The following is a 21778-nucleotide window of genomic DNA, read 5'->3' as shown; positions in this document are numbered from 1 at the left end:
GGTCCGGCGGTAGACTCCGTGTTTGCAGTCGTCTATTTCCGGACGAAGGCGGGGGCGATGACAGGCACCGAAACCTCACTGCGGATTCCGTTGGACGCGGTGGGGAAGAACCGGCACATCTGCGCGTTGTTCAACAGCATGGACGAGCACTACAGCGTGCTCCGGTCGTTCATCACCGACGGCTTTTCCCAAGGGCAGCGGGCTTTTCACCTCGTCGACCCCGAGCGGCGGGAGGACCACCTGTCCCGCCTCGCCGACGCGGGTGTCGACGTCGCCGGCGCCATCGGCTCCGGGCAGCTCGAAGTACGCCCTTGGGAGGACGGTCCGCTGAGCGCGGACCATTTCGATCAGGACGTCTGGTTCGAGGGGTTCGAGGACGTGCTCCGGTCCGGGCCTGCTTCGGGGTACGCCCCGACGAGATTCCTCGCCCAGATGGAGTGGGCGCTCGCGGACCTGCCGGGCATCGAGGACATGATCGAGTTCGAGACTCGGGTCAACGACGTCGTCCCGAAGTACGACGACGTCGTGATCTGCGCCTATGACCTGTCGAAGTTCGGTGCACGGACGATCGTGTATGCCCTGCGGACGCATCCCGTGGTGATCGTCGGCGGTTTGCTGCACGAGAATCCCTTCTACGTGGAACCCGAGCAGCTTCTCGTCGAGCTGCGGGAGCAGCGATCGCAGGCAGCGCGCTGAATGCCCGTCGACGCCGACGCCGAGACCCTGAACGCGGTGCTCAGGGATCTTGTGGCGCTCTCGGCCCTTCCGGCCATGTGGGTCGGGCGGGAACCATCGGCCGTCGCGGCGGGGCTTGCCGACACGCTGGTCGAGCTGTTGCAGGTCGACTTCGCGTTCGTGCGCCTGAGGGAGCTCGACGGTGCCGGCGCGGTCGACGTCACGCGGGGAAGTGCGTGGCAGGGCTTTCCGGACTGGCTGGCCCGGCACGCCGCCACGAGTGTCCGGTTTCAGGCCACGCCGATCGTGGTCGATGTCGGAGACGCCCCGGCGAAGGGCGTTGTCCTCCGCATCGGCGTCGACGGCGAGGGCGGGCTGGTCGCCGCCGCCAGCGAACGCCCCGGCTTCCCGACCGCGTTCGAGCAGTTGCTGCTGTCACTGGCCGCGAACCACGCCGCGACGGCCTTCGAGAACGCTCGGCTCATCCAGGAACGCCGACGGGCCGAAGAGGCGCTCCGGGACGCCAGGGACCAGCTCGAGGTGAAGGTCGCCGAGCGGACGGCCGAGCTCGGCAGGAGCCGGGCGGAGCTCGCAGCCTCCCGCGCCCGGATCGTCACCGCGGCGGACGAGACACGCCGCCGGATCGAACGGGACCTGCACGATGGAGTACAGCAGCAGCTCGTCACGGCGATCCTGGAACTCCGAGCGATCGAGGCGGCTGTCTCACCCACGGACCGGCTCAAGGACGAGCTCACTCGCGCGGCGAACGGCCTGGCGAACGCGCTCGACGAGCTGGTGGAGATCTCCCGCGGCATTCACCCCGCGGTCCTGGCGAAAGGTGGCCTCACGCCCGCCCTCAAGACGCTCGCGCGACGATCTCCCGTCCCGGTCGACCTCGATCTGCGCACCCGGGGGCGGCTGCCCGCACCTCTCGAGGTGGCCGCGTACTACGTCGTCAGCGAAGCACTCACCAACATTGTGAAACACGCGCACGCCTCGACGGCGCAGGTGACTGTCGCGATCCAGGACGACATCCTCGAACTCGCCATCCGTGACAACGGCCGAGGCGGCGCCGACCCGAGCCGCGGCTCCGGGCTCATCGGGCTGACCGACCGCGTCGAAGCCCTCGACGGGACGATCGGGATAGCCAGCCCCGTCGGCGAGGGGACAACGCTCACCGTCAGCCTTCCCATCGGGGGTTGACCGCCCTTACGAAGTGGTGTGCCGGTTGATCTCGACGATCAGGTGTTTCGTCACCGGCTGCTCGCTTTGCGTGCTGAAGTCGGCGATGCCGCACAGGACGTTCAGTTCCGGCATGTACCCGGCCGTACAACCCGGTGGGATCTCGTAGCTGACGGCACGGTAACCATGGACGGTCCGCTCGCTGCCGTCCTTGGAAAAGCTCGTGACGTCGATCAGGTCGAACTCGTCGATGCCGCGCGCCCGCATGTCGTCCTCGTTCATGAAGATGACGGTGCGCAGGCCTTTCAGGCCGCGGTAGCGGTCGTCGTTGGAGTAGACGGTCGTGTTGAACTGGTCGTGTGAGCGGATCGTCGTCAGGATGAACCGGCCGTGGCCCGGGTCGAGGTCGCCGGGAAGCGCGGCGAGCGAGAACTCGGCGCGCCCCGAGGACGTCCGGAAGACCCGTTCCCGCGCGGGCTGGTGGACGCGGAAGCCGTGCGGTTGCCGGGCGCGGGTGTTGAAGTCGTCGAACCCCTCGAGCACCTCGGCCATCGTGTCGCGAATGCGGTCGTAGTCGTCGGCGTACTCCTGCCAGGGCGTGGTGCTGTCCGGCAGCGTGGCCTTGGCCAGTCCGGCGAGGATCGCGCACTCCGAACGCAGCTGCCGCGAAGCGGGTTCCTTCATGCCGAAGGAGATGTGCACCATCGACATCGCGTCCTCGACCGTGATGCCCTGCTCGCCGGCCGCCTGACGGTCTTTCTCGGTGCGGCCGAGACACGGCAGGATGAGGGCGCGTTTTCCGTGCACGAGGTGGCTTCGGTTCAGTTTCGTGCTGACCTGGACGGTCAGTTCGCAGGTGCGCAGCGCCTCGTAGGTGTAGGGCTGGTCGGGCGTGGCGAGGGCGAAGTTGCCGCCGAGGGCGACGAAGACCTGCACGTCACCGCGGTGCATCGCCTCGATCGTCGGGACCGTCCCGAGTCCGTGTGCTCGCGGCGGGTCGATCCCGCACACCTCGCCGAGGCGGTCGAGGAACTCCCGCGCCGGACGGTGGTCGATGCCGCAGGTGCGGTTGCCCTGCACGTTGCTGTGGCCGCGGACCGGGCACGGGCCGGCACCCTCGCGGCCGATGTTGCCGCGCAGGAGGAGCACGTTGATGATCTCGCCCACCGTGTCGACGCCGTGCTCGTGCTGCGTCACCCCGAGGCACCACGCGATGATCACGCGCTCGGACGCCACGTACGAGTCCGCGAGTGCGCGGATGGCGGGCTCGTCGATGCCGGAGCCCTCGACGATGTCCGCCCAGGGGGCGGCGGCCACGAGGGCGCGGTACTCGTCGAAGCCGGCTGTGTGACGCTCGATGAACTCCTCGTCGAGTACGCCGGGACCGGCTTCCAGCACCGCCTTGGCGACGCCGCGCATGAGCGCCATGTCCCCGCCGATCCGCACCTGCACGTTCCTGGTGCCGGTGCGGGTCGTGTGGAAGGTGGCCATGTCGGCGAACTCGTGCGGGACGATCGTGCGCCGGGACGCCGCTTCGATCAGCGGGTTGATGTGGACGAGCGCCGCGCCGCGCCGGTCGGCCTCGGCCAGCCAGGTGAGCATCCTCGGTGCGTTCGAGGCGGCGTTGTCGCCCATCACCCAGATCGCGTCGGCGCCCCGCCAGTCGTGCAGGTCGACCGTGCCCTTCCCGCTGCCGATCGCCGCCGTCATCGCCCGGCCACTCGCCTCGTGGCACATGTTCGAGCAGTCCGGCAGGTTGTTGGTGCCGAACTCGCGCACCCACAGCTGGTACAGGAACGTCGCCTCGTTGGACAGGCGCCCCGAGGTGTAGAACGACGCCTGGTTCGGGTTTTCCAGCGCCCGCAGTTCGGTGCCGATCATCGCGAACGCGTCGTCCCACGAGATCGGCTCGTACCTGTCGGTCGCCGGGTTGTAGCTCAGCGGCTCGGCGAGCCGGCCGGCCGCCTCGAGGTCGTAGTCGGTCCACCCGGCCAGCTCCGTGACGGTGTGCGCGCCGAAGAAGCCGGCGTCGGCCTTCGCCTCGGCGAGCTCCCACGTGACGTGCTTGACGCCGTTCTCGCAGATGTCCAGGTGCAGGCCGTCGGGGTCGTCCGGCCACGCACAGCCGGGACAGTCGAACCCGCCGTTCTCCTGGTTCATCACGAACAGCGCGCGGACACCTTCCACCGGCTCTCCCGCACGCCGCAACACCTTGGCGACACTGCGTGCGGCGCCCCAACCCGCCGCCGGGTGGTCGTACTCGTGTCGCGAGTACTCACCGCCGGGAGCCGGGCCGCGGCCGAGCGCCTGCTCCCCCGGTGCCCCGCCCAACATGCCCCGCTCCGCGTCGCCGGTCCGGTCCGGTGGTGACATGATCGTCACTCCTCTCGCTGGTTCGCCGTGGCGAGGGTGAAGGTGGTCAGGGCGCAGGCGATCAGGCAGGCCACGCCGATGCCGAGAATCCAGCCGGGGTCGGCGAGGACGGTCACGATCACGCCGGCGAGCAGGGTGGCGACGGCGACGCCGGCCAGCACACGGTGACCTCGCTCGCCGGCCTGGTGCGGCGGAGTGGGACCGGTCGCCCCAGGGACGGCTCCCGGGTCCAGGCGGCCGCGGAGGAACAGGCGGAACAGCAGGAGCAGCGAGGGCACCAGCACCACCGCACCGGCCGCCACCGCGATGATCAGGGCGAGCAGCGTCGAGCGGTTCCCAGCGGCCTGGGCGATGGTGAGGCCGGGTAGGAACCGCGGCCGCTGGGCGAGCGCCCAGCCGGCGACGATCGCGGCCACGGCGAGTGCCGCCGAGACCCGGGCCGGACCGAAGTGGTTGCGCCACACGAGGAACAGGGTCGTCACGCCGGCCGCACCCGACGCGACGACCATCACCACGCCGCCCCCGTGCGTCAGGCCGTCGAACAGCGCCGGGGCGTCGAAGCGGACGACGATCAACCCGGCGAGCGCGAGCAGACCCGCGCCCACACCCGAGACGAGGGCACGGGTGCGGAAGCCGAGTTCCAGGGCCCGCGCACCCTGCCGGTGCGCGTCGGCGGCGAGGTAGACCGCGGCGAGGTAGCCACCGGTCGCGACGGCCAGCAGGCCGAGGAACACCGACGTGGGGTTGAGCCAGCTGGTGATCGGATCACCGGCGGCGTTGCCGACCGGCACGCGGCCGGCGGCGATCCCACCCACGACCGTGCCCAAGGCGAACGGCGTCAGGACCGAGGAGAGGGCGAACAGGTTCTCCACCGCCCGCCGGCCCGGAGCCCCGTCGAGCTGGCCACGGAGTGCGTAGGAGGCGCCGCGCAGGATGATCCCGACTGCGGCGACGAACAGCGGGGCCGCCAGCGTGGAGGTGATCGAACCGAACGCGACCGGGTAGGCCGTCCAGCACACCACCAGCACGAAGATCAGCCAGACGTGGTTGGCCTCCCACACCGGCCCCATCGTGTGCTCCGCGTGCTCGCGGGCCCCTTCCCGGCCCGGCCCCGCGAGCAGCGTCCACAGACCGGCGCCGAAGTCCGCGCCGGCGAGGACCGTGTACGCGACGATGCCGACCAGGATGAACACCATCGGGAGCTCAGCCATCGGTGTCCCCCTCGAACGGGATCCGGCTCAACCGGCGCAGCAGCCACGCGACGCCGGCCGCCAGCCCCAGGTAGACCACGACGAGGGTGCCGTAGCCGACCGGGACCCCGGCGGCGCCGGTGACCGCCTGGCCGGTCCGCATGATCCCGTAGACGATCCACGGCTGACGCCCGACCTCGGTGGTGATCCAGCCGGCGATCAGCGCGACGACCGACAGCGGGCCGGCCAGCACGGCGGCCCGGTAGAACCAGCGGGAGCGGGGCAATCTCCGGCGGCGCAGCCGGACGTAGAGGTACACCACGCCCAGCAACGCCAGCAGCGTGCCGATCCCGATCATCGTCTGGAAGCCGAACCGCACGACGTTGACCGGCGGCACCGCGTCCGGCGGCACGGTGTTCAGGCCCTGGACCGTCGCGTTCGCGTTGTGGAACGCCAGCAGCGACAGCAGCCGCGGGATCTCGACGCCGTAGACCACCTCGTGGCCGTTGTACCACCCCAGCAGATGCTCCGGTGCGCCACTTGTGGTCTGCCCGAGACCCTCGATCGCGGCCAGCTTCACCGGCTGCTCAGCGGCGACTTCCCGCGCCGCCCAGTCGCCGATCACCACCTGCAGCGGCGCGGCGACCGCGGCCGCCGACACCGCCACCGTCAACGCCGTGCGCCGATAACGATCCCATCGCCCGCGCAGGAAACCCCACGCATAGGGCACGGCGATCAGGAACCCGGCGACGATGAAGCCGGCGAAGTACATGTGCACGAACTCGTGCCAGAAGTAGGAGTTGCCGAACAAGGCCGACCACGGGTGCACGTTCACCGCGCGGCCGTCCCGCAGCTCGAACCCGCGCGGGTGGTTCATCCAGGCGTTGACGGAGATGACGAACATCGATCCCGCCACACCCGCGATCGCCACCGGGACGCCGGACAGGAAATGCAGCCGTGGCGGGATGCGATCCCAGCCGTAGACGTAGATCGCGATGAAGATCGCCTCGAGGAAGAACGAGAAACCCTCGAGCGTGAACCCGAGGCCGAAGACGTCACCGAAACCGGACATGAACCCCGGCCAGAGCAACCCGAGCTCGAAGCTGAGGATCGTCCCGGTCACCACGCCGACGGCGAACAGCGCGAGCATCACCTTCGACCAGCGCCGCGCCAGCATCCGGAAAACCCCGTCGCCAGTCCGCAGGTACCGCCACTCGCAGAACAACACGAGCGCGGGAAAGGCGATCCCGAAGCAGACGAGGGGGATGTGCACGCCCAGCGACAACGCCTGCATTTGTCGCGCCTGCAAGAGGTAGTCCTGGTCAACTGGCATACACACCCCGTTCCCCAGCCATCGGTGGAGAAACCTGCCGTCGATCTTACCGCCGGGTGGGAGCCTGGCGAGCCCGCTACCCGGACCGATGACATACCGGCTACCAGGAATCCCCCGAATCGGGTTATCGGGATGCCGGTTCACCCGGTGGCGTCGATGCCCGAACGGTGCCCGGTGCGGAAATCTGTTGTAGACGGATCGACGACGAAAGACGAGGCTCGATGAGCGCTCCGACAGAGCACCGCCGGTCCGCCACGCGACGCGCGGTCGTCATCGCCGTGCTGGCGGTCGTCATGGGCTCCCTGTTCGTCGCGTCGTACTCGCTTGCGCTCGGCGACCCGGTGCCGCACCAGATCCAAGCCGCACTCGTCGGCGGCCCGGCCGAACAGCAGTCCACAGTGGACGCAGTGCAGGGCGTCGCCCGCCGCGGCCTGGCCTTCCACCGGTACGGCTCGGTTGCGGACGCGCTGCACGCGGTCGACGAGCAGGACGTCTACGCGGCCCTCGATCTGACCGCGCCGACACCCACGCTGTACGTGTCCAGCGCGGCCGGAGCGTCCGTCGCGCGAGTGCTGGAGCAGGTCGCCGTCGCCGATCCGGCGGTGCGGGTGGTGGACACGCATCCGCTCGGGACGCACGACCCGAACGGCGTGGAGATCTTCTACCTCATGCTCGTCGCGACGATCGTCGGGTTCATCACGGTCTTCCAGGTGGGCGCGAACGCGGGTCCGTTCTCGCCGCGCCGGTGGACGGCGTTCGTGGCCGGCCTGGCGGTGGGCGCGTCGCTGGTCTTCACGCTCGTCGACGGCCTGCTGCTGCACCGGCTCACGTTGCCGGTACTGGAGAGCTGGGGCATCCTCGCGCTGCACATCCTGGCGGTCGCGTCGTTCTGTTCGCTGATGGTCGTGCTGATCGGCCGCTGGGCGATCGTGCCGACGTGGTTGTTCTTCGTCGTGCTGGGCAACAGCTCCTCCGGCGGCGCGGTCGCACCACCCCTGCTGCCCGCCCCGTTCGCGTTCGTCTCCCAGTGGCTGCCCTCCGGCGCCACCGTGACGTCCCTGCGCAACGCCGTCTACTTCGCGAACTGCCAGCACCTCCAGCCGATCGCGGTGCTCGCCGTCTGGGCCACGGTCCTGTTCGGGGCGATGATCCTTGTGACACACAAACTCGGCAAGAGCCCGGGAACCGACTGAGAGAAGGACCTGCCATGGCCGCCAAGACCTGGTTCATCACCGGCACCTCGCGCGGCTTCGGCCGCGAATGGGCGATCGCGGCACTGGACTGCGGCGACACGGTGGCGGCGACCGCCCGGGATGTCTCCAGTCTGGATGACCTCGTGGCCATCTACGGGGAGGCGATACTGCCGATCCGGCTGGACGTGACCGACCGCGACGCGGATTTCGCCGCGGTGAGGCAGGCACACGAACACTTCGGGAGGCTCGATGTCGTCGTGAACAACGCCGGCTACGGGCAGTTCGGCATGGTCGAGGAAATCAGCGAAGCCGCGATCCGGGCGCAGCTGGAGACGAACCTGCTCGGCGCGTTGTGGGTCACCCAGGCGGCGCTGCCCTCTCTGCGCGAGCAGGGCAGCGGGCACATCCTGCAGGTGTCCTCGATCGGCGGGATCTCGGCGTTCGTGAACACCGGCGCCTACCACGCGTCGAAGTGGGCGCTGGAAGGGCTGAGCCAGAGCCTGGCCCAGGAGGTGGCCGGGTTCGGCATCAAGGTCACGCTGATCGAGCCGAGCGGCTACTCGACGGACTGGGCCGGCCCGTCCGCCAAGCACGCCACCGTATTGCCCGCCTACGAACCGGTCCACGAGCAGGCAATCCAGGCCCGCGCCCAGCGCTTCACGCCCGGTGACCCGGCCGCGACCCGCGACGCCGTGTTGCGGCTCGTCGACTCCCCCAACCCGCCGTTGCGGTTGTTCCTCGGCGAGGCGCCACTGGGCATCGCGACCGCGGACTACGAGTCACGGCTGGCCACCTGGCGTGAGTGGCAGCCGGTGGCCGCCGCCGCGCAGGGCGGCGGGAACTGAAGCACGTGTCCATCGTCGCGGAAGAGGCCACAGTGACATCGTCGCGAGTGCCGGGATCCGCCCGGCCGGAGAACCACGTCGTCGTCCTGTTCGGGGCGACGGGTGACCTGGCCGCGCGCAAGCTGTTGCCCGGACTGTTCCACCTCGCCGCGGTCGGCCTGCTGCCCGACCGGTACCGGATCATCGGCTCGTCCCGGCGCACCCTGAGCGACGAGCAGTTCCGCGACCTCGCCCGCGAAGCGGTCGAGCGGTTCGGGACCAGCCAACCGGCCGGCGAGACCTGGGAGACATTCCGGCAGGCGCTCTCCTTCGCCAGCGCGAGCTCCGACGACACCACCGCGCTGGCCGCCGCGATCGAGCGGGCGGAGAAGGAGATCGGTGGCGCACCGGGACGGCTGTTCCACCTCGCCGTCCCCCCGGGGGCCTTCGAACCGACCGTGACCATGCTCGGTGCCGCAAGCCTCGCGCCCGGGTCGCGGGTCATCATCGAGAAGCCGTTCGGCACCGACCTGGAATCCGCTCGCGCGCTGAACGACACGGTCCACGCGGTCTTCGACGAGTCCCAGGTCTTCCGGATCGACCACTTCCTCGGCAAGGAGTCCGTCGACAACATCCTGGCCTTCCGGTTCGCGAACGGCCTCTTCGAGCCGGTCTGGAACCGCAACCACATCAGCTACGTGCAGATCGACGTGCCGGAGACGCTCTCGATCGAGGGCCGCGCCGGCTTCTACGACCACACCGGCGCCTACCGGGACATGATCGTCACGCACCTGCTGCAGGTATTGGGATTTCTGGCCATGGAGCCACCCACCACACTGGACGCCCGGCACCTGCGCGAGGAGACGGCCAAGGTCTTCGACGCGCTCCGGCCCATCGACGTGCAGCACGTCGTCCGCGGCCAGTACACCGGGTACCGCGACGAGGAAGGTGTCGCCCCGGACTCCCGGACCGAAACCATGGCGGCGGTGCGGGTCGAGATCGACAACTGGCGGTGGGCCGGCGTCCCGTTCTTCCTGCGCTCCGGCAAGAAGCTCGCCGCGAGCCGGCAGCTGGTGACGCTGGGCTTCCACGAACCGCCCCTGCGGATGTTCCCGATCGGCGCCCGGGACGGGCGGAACGAGATCGTCATCGACTTCGCCGACCCCGGCTCGATCGCCGTCGACTTCCTCGCCAAGGAACCCGGCTCGCAGCTGCGGCTCGGCGCCGCCGGGATGGTCTTCCGCTACGCCGACTCGTTCTGCGCCACCCACAGTCTCGAAGGCTACGAGCGGCTCATCCTGGACGCCATGCTCGGCGACCAGTCCCTGTTCACCCGGGCCGCGGCGGTGGAACGCCTGTGGGAGATCTCCGGCCCGCTCCTGGACAACCCTCCCCCGGTCCAGCCCTACGAGCCGGGCACCTGGGGCCCGCACCCAGCCGTCGACCAGCTCATCACGCCGTTCCGCTGGCGCCTGCCCCACGCCGGCCCGACTCGAGACTGAAGGTCCGCCATGTATCGTTTGTTCGGGTTGTCGGACGGAACCAGGCTGGAACGCGAGTCGGCGACGTTCGTTGCCCACCTCCGGAACGCCTCCACGGCAAGCTGAGCGGGTATGGCAGAACGTCAGGCACCCGGCCGGACCTTCGCCGAGCGGACCGCGTGGGCGCGGAACGTCCGGACGCCGCTGCGTGAGTTCCTGCGCACCGAGACCGGCGGCGCGGTGGTGCTGCTGGCCGCCGCGGTCCTCGCACTCGTCTGGGCCAACGTGCAGCCCGCGTCGTACGAGGCGGTGTGGGACACACGGCTGTCGATCCGGGTCGGTGACCACGGCATCTCGGAGAACCTGCGCTGGTGGGTGAACAGCGGCCTGATGACTTTGTTCTTCTTCGTCGTCGGGCTGGAGGCGCGGCGCGAGTTCGACATGGGCGAGCTACGTGACCGGCGCCGGCTCGCGCTGCCGCTGGCCGCCGGCCTCGGCGGGATGCTCATGCCGATCGCGATCTTCCTCGCCGTGAACGCCGGACGTCCCTCCGCCCACGGCTGGGGCGTGGTCATGTCCACGGACACGGCGTTCGCGCTCGGGATACTCGCGCTGGCCGGGCACCGTCTCCCGGCGCGGCTGCGGACCTACCTGCTGACCGTGTCCGTCGTCGACGACCTCGTCGCGCTCGCGGTCATCGCGACCGTGTACAGCGGGAAGGTGACCATCTTGCCGTTGCTCGTCGCGCTCGGCGTCTTCTGCGTCGTCCTGCTCGTGCGCGCCGCCGGGGTCCGGCTCGGCCTGGTGTACGCGTTGCTGGGCACAGCGGCGTGGGTGGCGCTGAGCCTCTCCGGGGTGGAGCCGGTGGTGATCGGCCTGGCGATCGGGATGCTCACCTTCGCCTACCCGGCCGCGCGCGGCGACCTCGAACGGGCGAGTGAGGTCTTCCGGCTCTTCCGCGAACAGCCCACCCCGGAGCTCGCCCGGTCGGCACAAACCGGCGTCGCCGCGGCGCTCTCCCCGAACGAACTGCTCCAGCAGCGCTTCCACCCGTGGACCAGCTACGTGATCGTGCCGCTCTTCGCGCTCGCCAACGCCGGCATCACGATCAGCCTCAGCCCCGGCTTCCTCGCCCACGCCTGCACAGCGCCGATCACGCTGGGGATCCTGGCCGGGTACGTCCTCGGGAAGCCCCTCGGGATCCTCGGCCTCTCGTGGCTCGTCACCAGGCTCAGCCGCGGCCGGCTTCGCCCACCGGTGGGATGGGCGGCCGTGGCCGGCGGCGCCACCGTCGCCGGTATCGGTTTCACCGTCGCCCTGCTGGTGGCGTCACTCTCCTTCACCGGCGAGCAGCTGCAGGAGGCGAAGCTCGGCATCCTGTCCGCCGCGGTGGTCGCGTCGCCGGCACGTGGGTCCTCTCCTGGGTCACCGGCCTGCTCCCGTCACATCGGCGTATCCGCGCGCTGCTCGGCACCGGCGAGACTCTCGTCGACCTCGCCGCACCAGCCGACCCGGGCCGCGACCACATCCGCGGCCCCGAGAACGCCCCGGTCACCCACGCCGGGGAACTCGGCCTCGACGTCGACCGATTCCGCGAGGACCTCCGCCGGCACACCGGCGCCGGCCAGGTGGCGGAGGATGTCGAGTCGGCCGACCTCAGCGGCGTCTCCGGCACGCCGACGTTCTTCGTCAACGGGCGGCGGCACTACGGCGCCTACGACATCGCCACACTGTCGGCTGCGGTGGACACCGCCCACAAACGCGCCGTCAGTGCGGCGGCCAGTCCTCCGGATGGGACTCGACGATCCGAGTGACTACTCGGCGCCGACGACCGCGAAGTTCTGTTCGACGAAGATGTGGTGTGGCCAGCCGACGCCGATGTAGTGGACCTCGAACTCGCCGCTGCTCAGCTGAACCACCCGGTCGACGACGCCTCCCGGGTAGGCGGCCAGCGCGGCTTCCGTCGCCTTGTTCGCGGTCGTGCCGCTCACGATCGTCCCGGAACCCTCGCTGTAGTTCGGCGGGATCCGACCGACCTGCTTCGACACGGCGGGTGCACCGCGCTGGAAGGGGACCACTCCCGCCGCGGCGGAGGCAGCGGCACCGCCGTCACCATGCGGTTGCGCGATGACCTGCGTGGCCGTGATGGTCGTGCCGTCGGTCGTCCCGAGCACGAGCACGTTCTCGCCCGTCGTGACGGCACTCACGGCCGTCGAGCCCGTCCCGTTCACGGTCACCTTCTGCCCCGCCGATGTCGTCATCGTGAAGCCCGGCCCGGACACGCTGTCGACCGTGCCGGCCGCCCCGCCCGCCGCCGGTCCGGACCGGGCGTTGGATCCGCCGCCGGAGCCGGGCGTGCCGGGGCCTGCTGTCGCCGACGGTGACGTGGCTGTCGACGACGAGGAAGTGCCGTCACAGGCGGAAAGCCCGAGCACCGCGCACATCGACACGGCCGCGATCCAGCCGATTCTTCCGCTCGACAGCGATCGCCGTGCCACGGCATCGAGGTCACCTGACTCGTGGTCACTCATGACAGCCCTCCGCGAGCGGCCGGTCGTCCGTGGGTCTCCGGATCCCGCTCGATGATCACCGGGCGCAGCCGGGTCCACACCACGAAGATGACGGCGACGACGGCCATGGCGATGCCGGCCCACAGGTTGGCGTTCACGTCGCCGGTCCTGGCCCGGTCGGCGGGAGAGTCCGCGACGATCCCCATGACGATCAGCACGATCCCGTAGAAGCCGAACAGGGCGGCGATGACGTTGCGGATGTCGAAGGCCCCGGCGCTGTGCCGTGCGTCGCTCATGTGCTGCTCCTTCATCGGAAGATCAGGTTGAGGGCGATGACGAGCACCAGGGAGATGCCCGCGAGCTTGGCCGGCGACCGGAACCAGGGCAGCCGGCTCGCCTCCGGGTCGGTGCGCTGCGCCACGGGTGTCTCCGAGTAGACGAACCCGGCCAGCTCGGCCGCCGGTTTGGGCGCCGTCGCCAAGCTGGTTCCGACACTGACCACGACATCGACGACGAACGCCACCCCGGCGGCCACGAACGCCGCGCCCTGACCGGGCAGGCTGATGACGCCGACCTGGTCCAGAACCCACACGATGACCGCGCTCACGGTGCCGGACACCAGACCGACCCAGCCCGCGGTCGCGGTCATCCGTTTCCAGAACATGCCGAGGATGAAGGTGGCGAACAGTGGCGCGTTGAAGAACCCGAACAGGGTCTGCAGGTAGTTCATCAGGTTGCTGTAGCCCGACGCGATGAGCGCCGTGCCGATGGCCAGCACCGTCGCGACGACGGTCGCCCACCTGCCGACCTTGAGGTAGTGGCCGTCGGGCCGGTCCTTCTTGATGTACCGCTGCCAGATGTCGTAGCTGAAGACGGTGTTGAACGCCGACACGTTGGCCGCCATCCCCGCCATGAACGCGGCGAGCAGGCCCGCCAGAGCGACGCCGAGGAGGCCGTTGGGGAGCACGTCGCGCAACAACAGCAGGATCGAGTCGTTGTAGGTGACGCCCTCGGCTTGGCCGCCTGCCTTGATCCGCATGATCTCGGGCACGAGGACGCCGGCGATCATCCCGGGAACCACCACGACGAACGGGATGAACATCTTCGGGAACGAGCCGATGATGGGCGTGCTCCGCGCCGCCGACATCGACTTGGTGGCCATCGCGCGCTGGACCTCGACGAAGTTGGTCGTCCAGTAACCGAAGGACAGCACGAAACCCAGGCCGAAGACGATGCCGACGACCGAGAGGAACGAGTTGCCGAACCCGGAGAGCTGGTTGCCCGGCCACGATCTGAGCTGCTCGGCGCCACCGCCCGCGCTGTGGGTCACCTTGTCGATCAGGCCGCCGACGCCGCCGACGCGGTGCAGCCCGATGAGGGTGAGCGGCAGCAGCGCGGCGACGATGACGAAGAACTGCAGGACCTCGTTGTAGATGGCCGCCGACAGCCCACCCAGGGTGATGTAGCTGAGCACGATCGCCGCGGCGACGAGGAGGGCCACCCACAACGGCCAGCCGAGCAGGCCGTTGACCACGGTGGCCAGCAGGAACAGGTTGATGCCCGCGATCAGCACCTGCGCGAGGGCGAAGCTGATCGCGTTCACCAGATGCGCGCCGGGGCCGAAGCGGCGGAGCATGAATTCCGGGACGCTGCGGACTTTCGAGCCGTAGTAGAAGGGCATCATCACCACGCCCAGGAAGAGCATGGCCGGGATGGCGCCGATCCAGTAGTAGTGCACGGTCGGCATGCCGTACTCGGCGCCGTTGGCCGACATGCCGATGATCTCGACGGCGCCCAGGTTCGCCGAGATGAACGCCAGGCCGGTGACCCATGCGGACAGCGACCGCCCCGACAGGAAGAAGTCGAGGCTGTCCGAGACTCGTCGGCGCGCGGCCACACCGATCCCCAGCACCACGACGAAGTAGACGAAAACCAGCACGTAGTCCACCGGACTGGCGCCGATCCGCAGCGGATTGCCCACGAGACCCTTCTTCCTGCTCGGGTAACATCCTTTGCCGGCAATGAAAGGATCTCTGTTCGTGGCGCGGTCACGCATCCCCACCAGCCGCCATCCGCGGGTTACGGCCAGAAGGGGGTCCGGCTTCCTGCTAGCGGGTAGCGGAGTTGGCCGCTCTCCGGGATGACGGTGCCGTACCAAGGTCAATCGTGGTCGACGTCCTCGATCAGGCGCCGGTGAAGCTCAACCGTGAGGACATGGATCTCACGGGTCAATTCCGTGTTGGTCTTGAGCTCTTGGTCCTGCTCAGTGAAATCGTGGTCGGCCTTGGCCTGCTGGAACGCGGCCTGACGGTTCTGTCCGACCATGACGAAGGTCGACAGGAAGATCGCTTCGAGGGACACGATCAGGGTCAGTTTGGGCCACGGATCCGACTCGATGAAGACCATCCAGACCGCGAACAGCACGGCGTGGATGTAGACGAACCGCATGGAGCCGGCGAACGCGGTGATCGCGTCGGCGATCCGGAGCTGCAGATCGGCATGTCGCTGTGCTCGGTGGGCCAGGACAACGGGGTGGTGGGGCGAGCTGTTGGTGAATTCGGGCGGCACGTCATCTCCCAAAACCGGAGGCCGGAGCCGGAACGACTGATCCGGCTTGGTATCCGTTCCTACACGCGCGTCGCCGCCCCGGACAAGCGGCCGCCAGGCGCGTCGACCCACGTCCCGGTCTCGGTGTGAGCGGTGAGACAACGAGACGCGTCCGTCGAATAACGAAACTGGTAGTACAGTTTTGATTAAGAGACAGCCCGGACAACGGAGGAACCCATGCAGCGAACACAGCTCGCGACCACCCCGCTGGGCACCACCGGCCTGGAGATCACCCGCGTCGGCTTCGGCGCGTGGGCGATCGGCGGCGGTGGCTGGGAATTCGGCTGGGGACCGCAGGCCGACGACGAGTCGGTCGCCGCGATCCACCGCGCCCTGGAACTCGGCGTCAACTGGATCGACACAGCCGCCGCATACGGCTTCGGCCGCTCCGAAGAGGTCGTCGGCCGCGCACTGGAGGGTCTCGCGCGGCGGCCGTACGTGTTCACCAAGGCGTCGCTGCTCGACGACGGCACCGGGCGGGTGCGCCACAGCCTGAAGCGCGACTCGATCCTGCGAGAAGCCGAAGCAAGCCTGAAGCGGCTCGGCGTCGACGCGATCGACCTCTACCAAATCCACTGGCCCATCCCCGAGGGCGACATCGAGGAAGGCTGGGCCGCCATGGCCGAGCTGAAGGAACGCGGCCTCGTGCGGCACATCGGAGTGTCCAACTTTGACACCGGCCAGCTGAAGCGCATCCAGGGGATCGCGCCGGTCGAGACGCTCCAGCCGCAGTATTCGCTGATCGACCGCGAGGCCGAGGACGAGATCCTGCCCTTCGCCGAACGCGAGGACATCGGCGTCATCGTCTACTCCCCGATGGGCTCCGGTCTGCTGACCGGGGCGATCACCCGGGAGCGGATCGCGGCGATGCCCGCCGACGACTGGCGCCGGAGCGACGCTCGGTTCACCGAGCCGCAGCTGTCCCGCCATCTCGGGATCGCCGCCCGGCTGCAGGAGGTCGCCGATTCCTACGACACCACGCCCGGTGCCGTCGCGGTCGCCTGGACACTGCGGAATCCGGCCGTGGACGGCGCGATCACCGGCTTCCGCCGGCCCGCCCAGGTGGACCCGATCCTCGCCGCGACGAACCTCGAGCTCACCGGCTCCGACGTCACCTTCATCGAAGGAAGGTCCTGAAATGACCGAAATCGGCTTCGTCGGCCTCGGCGCCATGGGCGCACCGCTGGCCCGCCGCTTGCTCAGCGGCAACCAGGTGACCGGCACCAACCGCACCCGGGCCAAGGCTGCCGGCCTGATCGACGCCGGGCTCGGCTGGCGGGACACCCCGCGCGAGGTCGCGGCGGCCTCACAGGTGGTCTTCAGCATGGTCACCGACGACGACGCGCTGGCCGCGATCACCCGCGGACCGGACGGGATCCTGGCCGGACTGCGGCCGGGGACCACCTACGTCGAGATGAGCACAGTGAGCCCGCGGGCCAGCCGCAGGCTGGCTGCGCGGGTCCGGGCGGTGGGCGCCACCATGATCGACGCCCCCGTCGCCGGCAGCGTCCCCGCCGCCGAGACCGGCGCCCTCACGATCATGGTGGGCGGCCCCGAGAAGGCGTTCCTGACCGCCGCGCCGCTGTTGTCCCAGCTCGGCAACCGGATCACGCACGTCGGCGAAAACGGCCAGGGCCTGCTGCTCAAGCTGGCGATCAACATCAGCCTCGCCGCGCAGATGCTCGCCTTCAGCGAAGGGCTCCTCCTGGCCGAACGCGGTGGCATCGACCCGGCACTGGCCGTCCGCGTGATGACCGGCTCGGCGATCGGGTCACCGATGCTGCAGGCGCGGGCCCCCCTCGCCCTCCACCTGCCCGAGCACGCGTGGTTCGATGTCGAACTCATGCACAAGGACATCCACCTCGCCCTCGACGCCGCCCAGGCCGCGCAGATCCCGTTGCCCGCGGCCTCCGCAGCCGAGCACATGCTCAGCCTGGCCGGTGAGATGGGCTACGAGCACCGCGACATCGCCGGCCTCTACCAGGTACTCGCCGCGGCCAGCGGGGAACCCCACGCGGCATGACGGCCGAAAAGCAGCAACGAGGACGGCCACGCAGCGAGAAAGCGCATCAGGCCGTCCTCGACGCGGCTGCGGAACTGCTGCTGACCCACGGCCTTTCCGAGGTCAGCATGGACACCGTCGCGGACCGGGCCGGGGTCAGCAAGGCCACCATCTACCGCTGGTGGCCGACCAAGCAGACCCTGGCCCTCGACGCGCTGTACACCGAATGGTCCGCGGCGCGCCCCCGGCCCCGCGACACCGGCACGCTGCGCGGCGATCTCCTCTCCCTGCTGCGCCCCTGGGCCCGGCTCGCCGGCGGCCGGCCCTACGGCCGCGTGCTCGCGGCCCTCATCACCGAAGCCCAGACCGACCCGGAGTTCGCCGCCGAATACCGGCAGCGGTTCGTCGAACCGCGCCGCGCACAAGGCCACGAGATCTTCCGGCGCGCCGCGGAGCGCGGCGAAATCCCGGCCGGCACCGACGTCGACGTCGCACTCGACCTGCTCTACGGCCCCCTCTACCACCGCCTGCTGCACGGCCACGCACCGCTCAACGATCGCTTCGTCCGCAATGTCGTCGACATGGCCCTCAACGGCGTCACGCGACACTAGCGACCAGTCCGCGTCTTGCCGCCGTCCCCGCGCCGCCGCCGGTTGCTTGTAATCCGTCAACTGTCTGATTAAGGTTGGCACCGGTCAGCCGAGTACAGGAGGTTTCGTGACCAGAGCACCGCGCGCACCAGGCCGCCCCCCTGCCGACGCACCGCTTCCCGAGCTGGCGGAGATCCTGCAGCGCGGCCTCGAGGCGTTCGCGGAGCTGGGCTACGAGGCGGTGTCGGTGCGGCAGCTCAACGAACGCCTCGGCATGGGACACACCTTCATCCACGACCGGTACCGAACGAAGGACGCCTTCTGGCGGGCCGTCATGGACGCCGCGGTCGCCCAGGTGAACGAGGAGGTCATGGCGGCCTTCGCCCACGAGCGGCCCTCCGACGACCTCGGCGGGCTGATCGCCAGCGTGCGCGCCTTCCACCAGGTCAGTGCCCGCCATCCGCACCTCGGCCGGGTCGTCGACTACGAAGCCGGCCGCGACTCACCGCGCCTGGCCTACCTCCACGAGCTGATGAGCCCGCTCAACAACGCGGCGCGTCCGGTCTTCGACCGGCTCGTCCAGCAGGGCGTGCTCCGCGACATCCCCTTCTACCTGTTCCACTTCGCCATCACCAAGCCTCTGGCCATGTACAGCCAGACACCGCTGGCGCGCCTGTTCGGCCGGGCCGACGACGCCGAAGACCACCACCTGCTGAGCACGCTCGTCCTCAACGGTCTGCTCACCAAACCCGCCGAGTAGCTGGAGCCGCGCCATGACCACCGTCGGACGTTCCTCCCGAACGCTGTGGATCCTCACCGCCGTCATCCTGGCCGGCCTCCTCGTCGCGGCCTTCGTGCCCGGCGCGGGCATCCGGCTGCCCGTGATCGTGGTGCAAGTCGGTTTCGTGCTCCTGCACGGCGCCCGGCGCTACGGCCGGCGTGCCATCGGCGTCTTCGTCGCGGCGGGCCTGGTCATCAGCAACCTCCTGGAGAACCTCTCCATCGGGACCGGTTTCCCGTTCGGTCACTACCACTACACGGGCGGCGGCAAGATCTTCGAGGTCCCGTGGTTCATCGGCCCGTCCTACCTGGCCACCGGCTACCTGGCCTGGATCGTGGCCACCGCGCTGCTCGGCGACGTGCGCCGCGGCTCGTCCTGGCTGACCACGATCGGCACGCCCGTCGTCGGCGCGTTCGCCATGACCGCGTGGGACCTGGCGCTCGACCCCGCCACCTCGACCATCCACCAGGCCTGGATCTGGGAGAACGGCGGCGGCTTCTTCGGCGTGCCCCTGGTCAACTTCCTGGGCTGGACCTTCACCGTGTACCTGTTCATGCAGGTCTTCGCCCTTTACCTGCGCCGCAGCGGCCCGGCCGCCCAGCCCGAGCGAACCACGATCAGCGACCTGCAGGCCGTAGTGCTCTACGCCGCCACGGCGATCTCGTTCGTCACCACGTACTTCACCGCCGAGCACACCACCGTCACCGACGCCACCGGCGCGACCTGGCACACCGCCGACATCTACGAGACGTCCGTGCTGCTCGCCGTCTACGGGATGTTCTTCCTCGCCCTCCTGGCGCTGCTGCGCATCGCCCAGCAGCGCACCGCCACCGCGGCACCGGCGCCGGAGAGCGACGCCGGCCGGCGAGCCCCCGAGGCCGCCGCGCGCGGCGGCTATTCGTAGCCGAGGACCTGGAATCCTTGGCCGACGAAGACGTGATGCGGCCAGTTGATGCTGATGTTGTGGACCTCGTACTCGCCGTCGCTCAGCCGAACGACGCGGTCGACGATGCCGCCGGGGACGACGGCCTGCGCGGCCGCGGTCGCCAGGTCCGCGGTGGCCCCGCTGACGATCGTCCCCTCTCCCTCGGTGTAGTCGGGGATCCGGCCGACCGACTTCGCCGGCGAAGGCACTCCCCGCTGGAACGGGATCACCCCCGCCGCCTCCGCCGCCGCGGCGCCGCCGTCGCCCCAGGGCTGCACGACGACCTGCGTCGCCGTGATGGTCGCGCTGTCGACCGTTCCCAGGACGAGCACACTTTCGCCCTTCTTGACCACGCCCGCCGGGGCGGGAAAGACGCCGACCTTGTACTTCGTGGCCGAGTCCTCCTTCACGGTCACCGCCACGCCGGTCGCCGTCGCGAAGGTGAAGCCCGACGCGGACTCGGACTGGACGATGCCGGTCGCCCCGCCGGCCGACGGCCCGGCCACGGGTCCCCCGCCGGCCGGAGGCGAGATCGCGGCCGGGGTGGCCGCGGAGGCTGTCCCAGCACCGGCGAGACCGGCCACCACGCACGTCAGCCCCACGGCTGCGACCCAGGTGCAGTTCTTCTTCGACAGCCAGGGCCGGCGTACTCGCGCCGTCCCGGTCGGCGAGTGATCTGTCATTTCTCGGTCGTTCATCAAACGTACCTTCCGTTGGGGCAGCTGCTTTCGATCGAGCAACTGCCAAGAACTTTCGATCACTGACCGGCGTCGGCGACCAGGCCGGCCTGCTCCACTCCGGCCACGGCGACCATCTCGTCGTTCTCCGGCCGGTCCCCGCTGACCCCGATGGCACCCAGCAGGTCGCCCTCGCCGTCGCGGATCAGCACGCCGCCCCGGGACGACGCGACGCGACCCTCGGAAATGGCGGCCAGCGCAGCGAAGAACGCGGGATCACGGGTGGCGTGCCGGGCTCCGGCGGCACCGCCCTGCCCGGTACCGAGGCAGCCCCAGGCCTTCGCGTGCGCGATCTGCGGGCGCAGGATTCCGGCGCCGTCCTCGCGCTTGACGACGATCGGGTGACCACCGGGATCGAGGACGGTGACGGTCAACGACCGCAGCCGGAGTTCACGCGCCTTGCCCAGCGCCGCGTCCACGATCTGCGAGGCTTGGCTCAACGACAACATTCCGGTCAAGCGCCTGCCGCTGCGTTTTCCGCGTGCTCGCGGGGGTTCTCGAACTCGATCCCACCGTCGCTGCTCACGATGTCGAACTGGTCCGAGGGGACGGCCGGCCGCCGCACGGGCGGCAGGCCCACGACGTAGAGCACGGTCTCGTCGGTGGCGTGGACGTCCAGCGTCTCGCCCGCCTCCACCTGCAGCGCGGTCAGCCGGCCGATCTTCGTGCCGGCCACCTCGGCCTCGCCCGACAACGCGACGATCAGCCGACGGCCCGCGCCGGTGGCGGACGCCCACCGCGCACCGGGAGCGACCTTGAGGTACTCGATCCAGAAGGCGCGCTCGGTGAACGAGCCGAAGAACCTGCGCTCCACACCCGCCGATCCGGGCACCGGCAGCCAGGTGAAGTGCGCCGGGTTCATGATCAGCACGCTCTGGTAGCGCGGCCGCGGGAACTTCACCTCGCGACGCTCGCGCCGCGGCGCCGCCCCGTCCTGCCGTGCCTCCGGGCCCCGGCCCCGCCCGGCACCCATGCCGAGACCTGCGGCGCCGCCGAACTGCAGGACCAGCTGCAGCTGTTTCGGGTCGCCCAGGGGGTCTTCTTGAGGACCGTAGGTCTGTCCCTCCGGGAAGTAGCCGATTTCGCCTTCGCGCAGGATGCCCTGCTCGCCGAGGTTCATGTCGCCCACCAGGGGCAGCCGGATCTGCTCGAAGGTGTGCCGGTGCCGCGGCATGCTGAAGTCACCCTCCTGGCGGCCCAGGATGTACCGGAAGTTCTCCAGCTTGCCCGGCTCACCACCCATCAGCAGGTAGTTGAAGGACACCGTGCCCCTGGGATGGTCCATCTTGTACGCGTTCTCGTCGTATGGCGCGATCTTCATCTCGCACCTCCTTGTCTGATCACCTAGCAACCACACTAGCTACTTGGTAGGTTT

At 69.7% G+C, this 21778-nt stretch carries 21 protein-coding genes and 1 pseudogene; 12 read left to right on the top strand and 10 right to left on the bottom strand.

Translation table 11 applies throughout. The features are described 5' to 3' along the window. Nucleotides 1-57 precede the first annotated feature (57 nt). Both AB0M93_RS43395 and AB0M93_RS43390 read left to right on the top strand, forming a co-directional pair. Nucleotides 58-696 carry an MEDS domain-containing protein gene (locus AB0M93_RS43395; protein WP_364285734.1) on the top strand — a complete coding sequence of 213 codons (639 nt, stop codon included), beginning with the start codon at nt 58-60 and terminating at the stop codon, nt 694-696. Next, nucleotides 697-1878 (top strand): sensor histidine kinase, encoded by a 1182-nt coding sequence (locus tag AB0M93_RS43390; protein WP_364285732.1) that lies wholly within the window; start codon nt 697-699, stop codon nt 1876-1878. 6 nt (nt 1879-1884) lie between these two features. Here the strand turns inward: AB0M93_RS43390 and AB0M93_RS43385 are convergent, their stop codons facing one another. The 3 genes from AB0M93_RS43385 to AB0M93_RS43375 are packed head-to-tail and all read right to left on the bottom strand — an operon-like array spanning nt 1885 to nt 6753. Then, nucleotides 1885-4230: an FdhF/YdeP family oxidoreductase gene (locus AB0M93_RS43385; RefSeq protein WP_364285730.1), complete on the bottom strand. Its 2346-nt coding sequence runs from the start codon at nt 4228-4230 to the stop codon at nt 1885-1887. 5 nt (nt 4231-4235) lie between these two features. Further along, on the bottom strand, nt 4236-5441 hold the full coding sequence (locus AB0M93_RS43380) for a cytochrome d ubiquinol oxidase subunit II (RefSeq protein ID WP_364285728.1): 1206 nt from the start codon (nt 5439-5441) through the stop codon (nt 4236-4238). Continuing rightward, entirely contained in the window at nt 5434-6753 is a 1320-nt protein-coding gene (locus AB0M93_RS43375; RefSeq protein ID WP_364285726.1) for a cytochrome ubiquinol oxidase subunit I, read from the bottom strand. The genes AB0M93_RS43380 and AB0M93_RS43375 overlap by 8 nt, the downstream gene beginning before the upstream one ends. 221 nt (nt 6754-6974) lie before the next feature. Between AB0M93_RS43375 and AB0M93_RS43370 the strand changes: the two genes are divergently transcribed. The 5 genes and pseudogenes from AB0M93_RS43370 to AB0M93_RS43350 all read left to right on the top strand — a co-directional run bounded on the left by AB0M93_RS43370 (nt 6975) and on the right by AB0M93_RS43350 (nt 12065). Further along, nucleotides 6975-7946 (top strand): hypothetical protein, encoded by a 972-nt coding sequence (locus AB0M93_RS43370; RefSeq protein WP_364285724.1) that lies wholly within the window; start codon nt 6975-6977, stop codon nt 7944-7946. Nucleotides 7947-7960: 14 nt separating this feature from the next. After that, complete coding sequence (locus AB0M93_RS43365; protein ID WP_364285722.1) at nt 7961-8791, top strand: SDR family oxidoreductase; 831 nt, start codon at nt 7961-7963, stop codon at nt 8789-8791. A gap of 32 nt (nt 8792-8823) precedes the next feature. Further along, nucleotides 8824-10272, top strand: a complete 1449-nt coding sequence (gene zwf, locus AB0M93_RS43360; protein WP_364285720.1) for a glucose-6-phosphate dehydrogenase — start codon at nt 8824-8826, stop codon at nt 10270-10272. A 111-nt stretch (nt 10273-10383) separates the two neighbouring features. Then, a pseudogene (gene nhaA, locus AB0M93_RS43355) lies at nt 10384-11640 on the top strand (Na+/H+ antiporter NhaA); the annotation flags it as partial. A gap of 44 nt (nt 11641-11684) precedes the next feature. Then, the gene (locus AB0M93_RS43350; RefSeq protein WP_364285760.1) at nt 11685-12065 is read left to right on the top strand and encodes a DsbA family protein; all 381 of its coding nucleotides are present in this window, start codon (nt 11685-11687) and stop codon (nt 12063-12065) included. Here the strand turns inward: AB0M93_RS43350 and AB0M93_RS43345 are convergent, their stop codons facing one another. From AB0M93_RS43345 to AB0M93_RS43330, 4 genes are all read right to left on the bottom strand, one after another. After that, the gene (locus AB0M93_RS43345) at nt 12066-12782 is read right to left on the bottom strand and encodes a hypothetical protein (RefSeq protein ID WP_364285718.1); all 717 of its coding nucleotides are present in this window, start codon (nt 12780-12782) and stop codon (nt 12066-12068) included. Beyond that, a complete protein-coding gene (locus tag AB0M93_RS43340; protein WP_364285716.1) occupies nt 12779-13057 on the bottom strand; it encodes a hypothetical protein in 279 nt (92 codons plus the stop codon). The genes AB0M93_RS43345 and AB0M93_RS43340 overlap by 4 nt, the downstream gene beginning before the upstream one ends. An 11-nt stretch (nt 13058-13068) precedes the next feature. Beyond that, nucleotides 13069-14742: a sodium:solute symporter family protein gene (locus AB0M93_RS43335; protein WP_364285714.1), complete on the bottom strand. Its 1674-nt coding sequence runs from the start codon at nt 14740-14742 to the stop codon at nt 13069-13071. A 179-nt stretch (nt 14743-14921) separates the two neighbouring features. Continuing rightward, nucleotides 14922-15329 (bottom strand): DUF1003 domain-containing protein, encoded by a 408-nt coding sequence (locus tag AB0M93_RS43330; protein ID WP_364285712.1) that lies wholly within the window; start codon nt 15327-15329, stop codon nt 14922-14924. A 216-nt stretch (nt 15330-15545) separates the two neighbouring features. On the opposite strand from AB0M93_RS43330, the gene AB0M93_RS43325 reads away from it, so the two are divergent. From AB0M93_RS43325 to AB0M93_RS43305, 5 genes are all read left to right on the top strand, one after another. Then, a complete protein-coding gene (locus AB0M93_RS43325) occupies nt 15546-16505 on the top strand; it encodes an aldo/keto reductase (RefSeq protein WP_364285710.1) in 960 nt (319 codons plus the stop codon). A 1-nt stretch (nt 16506) separates the two neighbouring features. Beyond that, nucleotides 16507-17391 (top strand): NAD(P)-dependent oxidoreductase, encoded by an 885-nt coding sequence (locus tag AB0M93_RS43320; RefSeq protein ID WP_364285708.1) that lies wholly within the window; start codon nt 16507-16509, stop codon nt 17389-17391. After that, on the top strand, nt 17388-17981 hold the full coding sequence (locus AB0M93_RS43315; protein ID WP_364285706.1) for a TetR/AcrR family transcriptional regulator: 594 nt from the start codon (nt 17388-17390) through the stop codon (nt 17979-17981). Before AB0M93_RS43320 ends, AB0M93_RS43315 begins: the two co-directional genes overlap by 4 nt. Nucleotides 17982-18087: 106 nt before the next feature. Next, nucleotides 18088-18720: a TetR/AcrR family transcriptional regulator gene (locus AB0M93_RS43310; RefSeq protein WP_364285704.1), complete on the top strand. Its 633-nt coding sequence runs from the start codon at nt 18088-18090 to the stop codon at nt 18718-18720. A 13-nt stretch (nt 18721-18733) separates the two neighbouring features. Continuing rightward, the gene (locus AB0M93_RS43305; protein WP_364285702.1) at nt 18734-19645 is read left to right on the top strand and encodes a carotenoid biosynthesis protein; all 912 of its coding nucleotides are present in this window, start codon (nt 18734-18736) and stop codon (nt 19643-19645) included. On the opposite strand, the gene AB0M93_RS43300 is transcribed toward AB0M93_RS43305, so the two are convergent. From AB0M93_RS43300 to AB0M93_RS43290, 3 genes are read right to left on the bottom strand one after another with little or no spacing between them, the layout of a single operon-like run. Beyond that, nucleotides 19636-20364 (bottom strand): hypothetical protein, encoded by a 729-nt coding sequence (locus AB0M93_RS43300; RefSeq protein ID WP_364285700.1) that lies wholly within the window; start codon nt 20362-20364, stop codon nt 19636-19638. The two genes, AB0M93_RS43305 and AB0M93_RS43300, sit on opposite strands and share 10 nt — an antisense overlap. A 59-nt stretch (nt 20365-20423) precedes the next feature. Beyond that, nucleotides 20424-20843 (bottom strand): heme-binding protein, encoded by a 420-nt coding sequence (locus AB0M93_RS43295; protein ID WP_364285698.1) that lies wholly within the window; start codon nt 20841-20843, stop codon nt 20424-20426. Nucleotides 20844-20857: 14 nt separating this feature from the next. After that, the gene (locus tag AB0M93_RS43290; protein WP_364285696.1) at nt 20858-21724 is read right to left on the bottom strand and encodes a hypothetical protein; all 867 of its coding nucleotides are present in this window, start codon (nt 21722-21724) and stop codon (nt 20858-20860) included. Nucleotides 21725-21778 lie beyond the last annotated feature (54 nt).

The sequence above is a fragment of the Amycolatopsis sp. NPDC051102 genome (assembly GCF_040682815.1).
Taxonomy (GTDB): domain Bacteria; phylum Actinomycetota; class Actinomycetes; order Mycobacteriales; family Pseudonocardiaceae; genus Amycolatopsis.
The sequence above is the reverse complement of the archived record's forward strand: the minus strand, read 5'-3'. Positions and strand labels throughout refer to the sequence as shown.